Below are 9,877 nucleotides of genomic sequence, written 5' to 3' on the forward strand. Positions count from 1 at the left end.
TATTTCAATTCAATAGGTTACTGGAATCTTTCGGCGCAATACCGTTGTTCCATTTTTGCAACATAGCCGTGCGAAAGCTTGGGCCTACCAGGGACCACCCCAAAATTGGTCCCTGCTTTATATTACCTCTGTATTATCTGTCGATAAATAAGGCAGTTGCGACGTACGTTTGGATTAACCAGCATGTCGTACTGATTGCGAGGGGGATAGAGTTGAAAGTGGGGAAATTTATTGGAGGCGGGCTGCTTTCTATTCTGCTCGCGTCGACGGTGTTTGCGGGTGGTGCTGCGGAAGCGATGACGCTGAGGGAAGCGCTTCAGATTGCGATGGAATCGAACCCGGAAATCGGTCAGTCGATCGAAAACCGTGAGGCGATCGAATTCGAACTGCGGCAGGCGCGCGGTCTCTATCTGCCGAGCGTCGACGTCGAAGCATCGACTGGTGTGCGCCACCTCGAAGACAGCAGCCGTCGCCTTGCCTCGATCGAGAACGATCCGCTCTATCCTTCCGACGTCGGGCTGACCATCACGCAGAAGCTCTTTGATGGTGGTGGCCGTCGCGCCGAACTCGAGCGTCAAGCAGCGCGCGTCGATAGCGCCTCCTTCCGGGTGCTGGAGCGTTCCGAGACGATCGGCTTGCAGATCGTTCGCGAGTATTTCGAATATATTCTCCAGCAGCAGATCGTTGCGGAAGCGCGCAAGAACGTCGGCGTGCACCAGTCGATCCTGTCTGATATCAGTTCGCTGATTTCGGGCGGCGCTCTCACCGAGGCAGACCGTCAGCAGGCAAGCGAACGGCTGCTGGCGGCCAAGGCCCGCCTGCAGGAAGCGGAAGAGGCCTTCGATACGGTCAAGATCAGCTTCAACCGCCTGGTCGGACAGCCCCTCACCAATCCATCCATGCCGAAGTCGGTCGCCGGCGCGCTGCCGAAGACACTGGAGACGGCGATCGGCATTGCGCGCACCAACAATCCGCGGATCAAGGCTGCCGACTCCGACATCAATGTCGCGGACTCGCAGGTCAAGGCGGCACGCTCGAACATGCTGCCCGAAGTCTTCGCCGAGGGCCGCGTGCGCTCAGGCAACGATATCGACGGCTCGACCGGCAACACCTGGGACGCACAGGGCCGGATCGTCGCGAAGTGGAATCTCTATCGTGGCGGCATCGATGTCGCCAACGAGCAGGAGCAGATGCGCCGCGCAAGCGAACAGCGCCTGGTCTTCCATCAGGCGCACCGCGAGGTCGAGGAAGCCGTGCGCATCTCCTGGGAGCGCCGCGGCAGCCAGTACGACATCGCCCGCACGCTGAACCAGCAGGCGCAGATGAACGTGCAACTCGTCGAATCCTATCGCGAGCAGCTCAAGGTCGGCCAGCGTTCGCTGCTCGACGTGCTCGGCGCGCAGAATTCGCGTTTCAACGTCAGCGTTCTGGCAAAGACCGCGCAGTATGCCGCGCTTTTTGCCGAGTACCGGCTGCTGGCAGCAACAGGCCAGCTGCTGCCGACCATGAAGATCAAGGCGCCGGCGCAAGCGGAAGCCTATGCGCGCAATGAGTTCAATGTCCCGGATGCGCCGGCCACGGAAACCTATCGTCGTGTGCCGTCGCGCCAGACGAACGACTTGCCGCTCGACCTGTTGGCGCCGATCCGGCAGAAATGAATAGTCCTCGTCAGGGTGGACACAACCGGTGGTAATGCAAGGCATTGACAGGCATGTGCAGATTGGCCCGTCTCTGACCGGCTTTTCCGAGGCGTTCAAGGAGATTTGCATCTTCTTGAACCGCCCCTCGTCAGATAGTGTGCTCTATTCGGACGTGCCCTTCGACCCTCGGTTGCCGAGCGCCGAGGACGTCTCCCGTATTGCCGAGCGGGTCGGCCTGGAAACGGAGCTCGTTTCCGCGCGCGCGATCGGCAATCGTGATTTCGTCTACCCTCTGCTGCTGGTCTTTCGCGATGGCAGTGCCATGGCTCTTCTTGAAGAGGCGCCCGACGGCACGCTGAGCCTCTCCAACAGACTGGCGGCGCCCAGCGAGATGCCGATCACACTGTCCGACCTTGACGTCGGCGGGCTCGCCTACGCCTTGTCTTTCTCGGCCACCTACCTCAACACCGCGACTGGCCGCGGCGTCGGCGAGGCGCGCAACATCGACCGCCGCCACTGGCTGACCGCCACGGTCAAGCCGTTCTGGCAGGCCTATGTGCAGGTCGCGATCGCCGCCTTCTTCATCAACGTGCTGGCGCTTGCAGCCCCGCTCTTCACGATGAACGTTTATGATCGCATCCTGCCGAACAAGGCTATCGCGACCCTCTGGGTGCTGGCGCTCGGGATCAGCACCGCCATTCTCTTCGACTTCCTTTTGAAGACTGTGCGTGCGGCGCTGATCGACTATGCCGGCCGCAAGGCGGACCTGAAACTCTCCTACATGCTGTTCGAGAAGATCCTGCATGCGACCATGGCGTCGCGACCGCCTTCGACCGGCGAATACGCCAACCGGGCGATGCAGTACGAATTCGTTCGGGAATTCTTCACGTCGAACACGCTCAGCACGATCATCGACAGTCTTTTCGTCTTCGTCTTCATCGCAGCCGTCTATGCGGTGGCGGGCTGGATCGCCATTATCCCGGCGGTCGCCTTCATCTTCAGTCTCCTCATCGGTTATGTCGCGCAATACAAGATCGGCAACCGCGTCGCCGCCGCGTCGAATGAATCAGCCCAGCGTCAGGCGCTGCTGGTCGAAACGATAAGCGCGATCGAGACGGTGAAGACGCTGCACTCGGAAAAGCAGTTGCTTCGCCGCTGGAACGAGCTCGCCAAGCATTCCTCGAACACGTCCGAGCAGATCAAGGAGATTTCCTCCTGGGCCTCGCATGCGACGCAATTCGTGCAGCAGCTGGTCACGGTCTGCATCGTCGTTGCCGGCGCCTATGAATTTACCGAGGGCAAGATTTCATCCGGCGCGATCATTGCTGCCAGCATGCTTTCCGGCCGCGCCGTCGCGCCGCTCGGGCAGATCGCCATGACGCTGGCGCGACTGCGCCAGGCCATTCTGTCGCTGCGGATCCTCAATGCCGTGATGGAGCAGCCGGAGGACCGACCGGACACGATCGGCTTCGTCAACCGCGAGATCCGCAACGGCAGCATCACCTTTACGAATCTCGACTTTGCTTACCCGCAAACGGACCACAAGGTGGTCAGCGGTATGAACGTCACGATCAAAGCGGGCGAGCGCGTCGGCATCATCGGCCGCATCGGTTCGGGCAAGACGACAATCGGCCGCCTTCTGGCCGGTCTCTACGCGCCGAGCGCCGGACGCATCCTGCTCGATGGTGTCGATATTCGGCAGCTACACCCCTCCGTCGTCCGTTCGGCCGTCTCGTTCGTGTCGCAGAATTCCGACCTCTTTTCCGGGACCATCAAGGAAAACCTGCTGATGGCGAACCCGACCGCCAGCGACGAAGAGGTGGTTGCGGCAGCGAGACTGGCCGGCGTCGATGAGTTCGTCTCGCATCATCCGCGTGGTTATGACATGCCTGTCGGCGAACGCGGTTCCCAGCTTTCGGGTGGACAGCGCCAGGCGGTCGCCATTGCCCGGCTGCTACTGCGCAAGCCGAAGGTGGTGTTTCTGGACGAGCCATCCGGTGCGATGGACCTCGCCAGTGAGCGCGAGTTGATCAACAAGCTTTCCAATGTCTTCAGCGGCGACGTCACGCTTTTGATCTCAACGCACCGCCATAGCATGCTGAGCCTTGTCGACCGGCTGCTGGTTCTCGACCGAGGGCGCATCGTCGCCGACGGACCGAAGGCTGCCGTTATCGAGCAGTTGCAGCGACGTTCCGGTCCCGCCGGGCCGGCAGAAGGGACGGGGCTATGATCCACCCTTATCTAAATGACGATGAAGCAATGCCGGTCCCCGCGTTTCGGAGGGCGCCGAGATGACTGAGAAACCGCCGCTGGCCGCGCGCGCTGGACTGTTGGTGATCGGCCTTTTGATCAGTTCCTTCGTCGCCTGGGCGGCGATCGCCGAGGTCGACGAGATCGCCCGCGGCGAAGGCAAGGTCATTCCCGTCTCGAAAACTCAGATCATTCAATCGAGCGAGCCCGGTATCGTGCGCGAGATCGCCGTGCAGCCCGGCCAGGTCGTGCGCCGCGGCGACCTGATCCTGCGCCTCGATGATACGGCAAGCGGCTCGTCGCTCGGCGAGCTCGAAGCCAAGGCCCGCTCGCTGCGGGCACAGATCGCACGGCTGGAACTCGAGGAGACCGGGGCCTACGACAGCAAGTACATCTGCCCCGAGGATATCGCCAAGGTTGCCCCGGCAATCTGCGCCAACGAGGAGCAGTTGCTTCAGGCCAAGGCCGGCAACTTCAACAACAAGCTGTCGGTGATGCAGGCCCGTGAGGGACAGCGCCAGCAGGAATTGGCGGAAGCGGAGGCCAACATCACCCGGCTGAGCGAGAGCATGCAGGTGACCGAGCGCGAGCAGGAGCTGCTCGCGCCGATGGGCAAGCGCAAGCTCGTCGCGCAGACCGAACTGCTTCGGGTCGAGAAGGAACTGACCGACACCAGAGGACAGCTCGCACTCTGGAAAGAATCGGTCGGCAAACTCGAGGCGGCGCTCAGGGAGGCGTCGCTGCAGGTGACGGAGCTCTCGCTGCAACTGAAGCAGGAGGCGCTGGCCGAAAAAACCGAGGCGCTTTCGCAGCTTTCGGTGATCGATGAGACCATTCGCGGCGCCACAAGCCGGGTTGCCAATACCGACATTCGCTCGCCGGTCGATGGCATCATCAATACGCTCGATGTCAACACCGTCGGCGCCTATGTGACGCCCGGAGCGGTGATCGGCGGCGTCGTTCCGACGTCGGAGACGCTGCTTGTCGAGGCGCGGCTTTCGCCGCGGGATGTCGCCTTCGTTCGCACCGGACAGGCGGCGCTGATCAAGATTTCTGCCTATGATTTCTCGATCTATGGGGGGCTCGGCGGAATTGTCGAGACCGTCAGCGCTGACAGCCTCGTCGACCAGAACAGCGGTGAGACCTACTATCTCGTGCGCGTCAAAACCGACATGGCCGCCCTCGTGAAGGACGGGCGCGAATACGCGATCATGCCGGGCATGATTGCCTCGGTCGACATCATGACCGGCAAGAAGACGATTCTTGCCTACCTGATGAAGCCGATCAACAAGGCCCGCGAGGAAGCGCTGCGGGAGCGCTGACCGATGAACGAGACGCCGCCTCTGGCAGATGAAGAGGACATGAGTGCGCTTCGGTTCCGTGTCGTTACCGTCGGCGGTCAACGCCGCGGCATCAAGCTCGAGGAAATCTACTGGCACTGTCTGGGCGAGCTTGCCGCACGGAATGGCTGTCGGCTTGCCGATATCGTTGCGTCCTGCGAAAGGGAACTCGAAGGCGACGGCAATCTGACCGCACGTCTGCGCTATGTCGCGACCCGCCACCTTCATGATCAGCTTGAGACGGCCAGAAAGCGCGGCAGCCTCGCGGCCGTCGCCAGCCAGGTACGCGCCAGCCCGTCGCCAGCTTTTGCGCTCACGGGCAGCAAGCACATCGTCGCCTACAACGCGGCCTTTCTCTCCTTCGTTCAGACGCGCGTATTGCGCTGCCAGCAGCCGCAGGCGGCGCGTGGCTTGAGGCTTTCGTTCGACGTTCAGTTCGTCGATCTGGTCCAGCGCTTGAAAGCGGCTCCGGGCGAGCCGCAGCCGGCGGGCTTCACCATCGGGGTGCAGGGGCAGGTTACGCGCGGCAAGCTCAATGCTGCACTCGCCCCGCTCGTGGATCAGGACGTGATCATCGGCTTCATTCTCGGTTGACTGAGTAGTGGTCGCTGCTAACCACAAGGCCGTCAGCCAAGTCGAGCCTGGCGGGCACAGTCAGCGAACGGCGATGCCTTCTCCGGGCATGACGTCGGCAAGCGGTGCGGCGGAGGCGACCTTGTCGCCGGTGCTCTTGATGCCGTGGATCCAGGAACGCTCGGCGCTGACCGAAAACAGCGGCTGATAGCTCGGCAAGGCGGTATCGAGATTCACCTCGTCGCTGAGGTTATCGAGGATGAAGTGGCCCTGGCTCGTCGTGATCGCGAGGACCGCGTGATATAGGTTGCGCCTGACGTCACGCAGAACCACGATCGACATCGCCTCCGACGGCAGTCCCGCCGCCTTCAACGCGGCCATCTTCAAAATGGCATAGTCTTCGCAGTCGCCCTTGCCTCGGGCAAGAATTTCGTCCGGCGTCGCCCAATAATCCTTGGCCCCGTAGTTTTCCGAGTCCGGCTGGTAGCGAACGATCCGGTTCACAGTCCGGTTGATGCCGCTGATCTTCTGGCGAAAGGCAAGACCATCAGCGTTTTCGATCGCCTGGCCGAGAATGTCGCGGGCGGCGCAACCGCTCTTTTGTGCGCAATCGTTGAAGTCCGCAGCCACCACTGCCGGGTAGACGGACTTCCACTTGCGGGCGACCGGGATCGCTGACACCCGGAACGCAACCGAGTGGAAAACGGCGGATGGTTCCGACTGTGCGGACGACTGGGGCCGGAGATCAGGGCGGGTCGCCAGCGCCACTTGCTGCACGTTCTGGCGCCGGAGGGCTTCGGAAGCCTGCTTTGACCAGGTGTCGATGGTCTGCGTTGCGATGGCGGCGAGCGGGCTTGCCAGGCTCACCATCTGATGCAACAGGCCGGGGCCGAGCACGGCCGGTTGGCCAGCCTGCGTAGGTGTCGTTGCGAAAAGCGACGCAAGGCCGATCGCGAAGACCGAAGTCTTCAGGTATTTCCTGCCGTGCTTCCAATGCGTCTTATTCATCGCCGTGTCTCTCGGTTTCTTGAGGACACTGTACGAACGAAAAGAAAAATGCCGGTAAAGCGGTATGTATTATTTAGAGTGTTTCGAAGAGATACGTTTTATCTAAAATTTTATTCAAATTTTATACTTGTGTATTCTTTCGGCTCAAGCCACTTCTATATCGGGGACGCCGTGGACTTGCTGACCTTGCTGATGAGGACGGTGGCCGATCACATTCGCCTGTCTCGGAAAAGGCTTGCGCTGGCACCTGGCGATATAGACGTCCACGTCATTGAATGACGCACGTTTTGCCGTGGCAGCATCGCGGCGCTGATCCGAAAGCAGGGTTGGTTTCCGACCGATGACCAGAAATACTAAATTTGTACTAACGTCACCAATTTTGGGTATTAGCATAATATAGTATGCTGTTTTAGGTGAGGCTCTTCGGTGCCGATTGCGCTCTCGCAGGGTTGATGTTTTCGTCGCCCGCAAAGGTCGAGGGGTATTTCCATGGCAACCGAAGGCACCGCAATTTCCAACGACGCCGCAGCTCTGTCGGCAGAGGCAATCGAATTCCGCAACGCGCCCGACGGCAAGGCTGACCGCCTGGTTGCGCAGGCCGCTCCCGCAGGAGAGCCGGAACTCATCGACCCCGCGACGGGTGCCCCTGTGAAGGGCGCCGAAACCGTGCCCCAGACAGCGCCCATGCCGACGCAAGTCAGCGCCGATGCTTCGAACATCGTGCATTTGCCTGAGGGCGCGTCGATCGAAAAGATCAAGGTCGTTGGCAGCGATATCGTTTTGGAACAGCCTGACGGCTCCACGATCACCATTCACAACGCGGCATTGAAGGTCCCGACCTTCCTGATCGGCGACGCCGAAATCCCGCGCGAAACTCTCGTGGCGGTGCTCGGAGAAAACGGCATCAACGTCGCCGCCGGCCCGGACGGCAGCATCAGCGTTGTGTCGAACCAGAGCAGCGGCGGCGACTTCGCAGGGGCTAATGGCGATATCGGCGAGGCCGGACCGGTCATCAACTTGCTGGCGCCGACCGCGCTGCAGTTTCCGACGCTTGAGACGACCGAGCTTCTGCCGCCGACCCTCGATCCCAACGACGCACCGTCGATCATTCCCGACGGCAGCAGCGGCCCCGGCGGCATCCTCGTCAGCGACCGGCAGGTCGATGAAGCGGGCCTCGCCAGCGGTTCGCGCGCCGGTGACGGCAGCGCGTCGGTCAAGGGTATCTTCACCATCTCCGATCCGGATGGTGCCGGCGATATCGCCAGCCTGACGATCAACGGCCGGACCTTTCCCATCGGCGGCCTGGTCGGCCAGTCGGTTGCGGGCCAGTTCGGCGTGCTCACCATCACGGCCTACGATCCCGCGACCGGTGTCGCGCAGTATACCTATGAACTGACGAGCGCCATCACCAGTTCGGGCGTCAACCCTGGTGCCAATGTCGAGCAGGACCGGGATATCTTCACCCTTACGGTCACCGACGGTGACGGGGCCACCGGCACGGCCACGCTGCGCGTGGATGTCGTTGACGACATTCCTGTAATCGGCATCACGAATCCCGAGACGGCTCAAGTTGCCGAAGGGCAGACACTTTCCGGCAACTGGACGCTGACGGGAGGTGCCGACGGCGTCGGCACGGTGGACGTGACGGTTGGCAACACCACGCAAACGCTGACGTTGACCGCAGGCCAGAAGGTGGACTTCACGCTCGCCGAGGGTACGCTGACGGTCAATGCGGACAAGACCTGGTCGTTCACGGCAGCAAGCAATCTTAACAATGCCGGCGGTCTCGACGTGACGTTCTCGCTGTCGGCCAGGGACGGCGACAACGATACAACGAGCGACAGCCAGACGATCAAGGTGGTGGACGGCGCAGGTCCGTCGGTTGATCCGCTTGCCGCGTCCGCAGCGCTGACGCTCGATGACCAGAACCTTGCCAATGGCTCGACGCCGGTCGGTGGCGCCGAGGCGAGCAGCGGCACGATTGGCTTCGTCGCGGGTTCGGATGCGATCGCGACGATTGCGTTCGGTGACACCAGCGGGCTGACCGGCGTGCTGGTCTGGGACCGTGTTTCCGATACGCAGATCGTTGGCCGGGCCGGCGGTGCGACGCTTGTCACGCTCGACCTGGTTCGCGCAGGCGACAGCGCCACGGTAACGGCGACCTTGAACGGCAACTACGCCAGCCATCCCGGCATCAATTCCGACGACCTTGCGAATCTTGGCCAGGTCAAGGTGGTTGCGACCGATATCGACGGCGACAGGGCCGAAGGCACGGTGACGGTCGCGGTCTCTGACGACATGCCGGTCGCTGCCGCCGACACGGACAGCGTGTCCGAAGATGGCGCCGTCTTTGCAGATGGCAACGTGCTGACCGGTTCGGGAGGTGCGGATGAGAACGGCACGGACGGTGTCAAGGATATCGCAGGGGCAGACGGCGTATCGGTGACGTCCGTTTCATTCGGGAGCACAACAGGTCTGGTCGGCGGTTCGACGGCCGGTCAGTTCGGCACGTTGGTGCTGAATTCCGATGGCAGCTATACCTACACGCTCAACAACGCGACGGCCGGTGTGCAAAGTCTCGCCGCGGGCCAGATGGTGACGGATACGTTCACCTACGAGATCACTGACGGAGATGGTGATAGGTCGTCGACGACCGTCACAATCACAATCACCGGCACGAACGATGCCCCGGTCATCACGACGGGCCCGCAGAGCGGCAAGGTCGCGGAGATTGGCGACAATGCCGCTGGCGAGAACACGGTTACGCACACGCAGGGCGGCACGGTCGGCTTTTCCGACGTCGATACGCTGGATCAGCACAGCGCCAGCTTCACGGCAGGTGGCAACGGCTATCTCGGCACCTTCTCGCTCGGGACGGTCGGTCAGGCCGGTGACAAGGTTGGCTGGAATTTCGAGATTGCCGACAGCGTTCTCGACTCGCTTCAGGCCGGCCAGATCCTGACCCAGACCTATGACGTGACCGTCGATGATGGCAACGGGGGGACGGCGACCCAGACCGTGACGATCGTGATCACCGGCACCAACGACGCACCGGTCATCACTTCG

6 protein-coding genes are annotated in these 9,877 nt (G+C 61.8%); 5 read left to right on the forward strand and 1 reads right to left on the reverse strand.

Annotated features, from left to right (window positions below; genetic code table 11):
* Window positions 1-296 precede the first annotated feature (296 nt).
* The 4 genes from ASE71_RS34510 (at window position 297) to ASE71_RS34525 (ending at window position 5,824) form a co-directional block, all read left to right on the forward strand.
* Window positions 297-1,658 carry a TolC family outer membrane protein gene (locus ASE71_RS34510; RefSeq protein WP_082566420.1) on the forward strand — a complete coding sequence of 454 codons (1,362 nt, stop codon included), beginning with the start codon at window positions 297-299 and terminating at the stop codon, window positions 1,656-1,658.
* A gap of 34 nt (window positions 1,659-1,692) precedes the next feature.
* On the forward strand, window positions 1,693-3,870 hold the full coding sequence (locus ASE71_RS34515) for a type I secretion system permease/ATPase (RefSeq protein WP_060516595.1): 2,178 nt from the start codon (window positions 1,693-1,695) through the stop codon (window positions 3,868-3,870).
* Window positions 3,871-3,931: 61 nt separating this feature from the next.
* On the forward strand, window positions 3,932-5,212 hold the full coding sequence (locus ASE71_RS34520) for an HlyD family type I secretion periplasmic adaptor subunit (RefSeq protein WP_060516593.1): 1,281 nt from the start codon (window positions 3,932-3,934) through the stop codon (window positions 5,210-5,212).
* A gap of 3 nt (window positions 5,213-5,215) precedes the next feature.
* Window positions 5,216-5,824: a ribbon-helix-helix domain-containing protein gene (locus ASE71_RS34525; RefSeq protein ID WP_060516591.1), complete on the forward strand. Its 609-nt coding sequence runs from the start codon at window positions 5,216-5,218 to the stop codon at window positions 5,822-5,824.
* Window positions 5,825-5,884: 60 nt separating this feature from the next.
* On the opposite strand, the gene ASE71_RS34530 is transcribed toward ASE71_RS34525, so the two are convergent.
* Window positions 5,885-6,811, reverse strand: coding sequence for a transglutaminase-like cysteine peptidase (locus tag ASE71_RS34530; RefSeq protein ID WP_244496904.1), 927 nt, complete (start codon window positions 6,809-6,811; stop codon window positions 5,885-5,887).
* A 489-nt stretch (window positions 6,812-7,300) separates the two neighbouring features.
* Here ASE71_RS34530 and ASE71_RS34540 point away from each other — a divergent pair.
* The coding region (locus ASE71_RS34540; RefSeq protein WP_200964137.1) for a beta strand repeat-containing protein at window positions 7,301-9,877 on the forward strand (2,577 nt) is incomplete at its 3' end.

The sequence above is a fragment of the Ensifer sp. Root954 genome (assembly GCF_001429005.1).
Lineage (GTDB): Bacteria > Pseudomonadota > Alphaproteobacteria > Rhizobiales > Rhizobiaceae > Ensifer > Ensifer adhaerens.

Coding starts and splice junctions, on each gene's coding strand:
- ASE71_RS34515 (WP_060516595.1), top strand. CDS start 1,693: ATGCAAGGCATTGACAGGCATGTGCAGATTGGCCCGTCTCTGACCGGC.
- ASE71_RS34525 (WP_060516591.1), top strand. CDS start 5,216: ATGAACGAGACGCCGCCTCTGGCAGATGAAGAGGACATGAGTGCGCTT.
- ASE71_RS34510 (WP_082566420.1), top strand. CDS start 297: ATGACGCTGAGGGAAGCGCTTCAGATTGCGATGGAATCGAACCCGGAA.
- ASE71_RS34520 (WP_060516593.1), top strand. CDS start 3,932: ATGACTGAGAAACCGCCGCTGGCCGCGCGCGCTGGACTGTTGGTGATC.
- ASE71_RS34530 (WP_244496904.1), bottom strand. CDS start 6,811: ATGAATAAGACGCATTGGAAGCACGGCAGGAAATACCTGAAGACTTCG.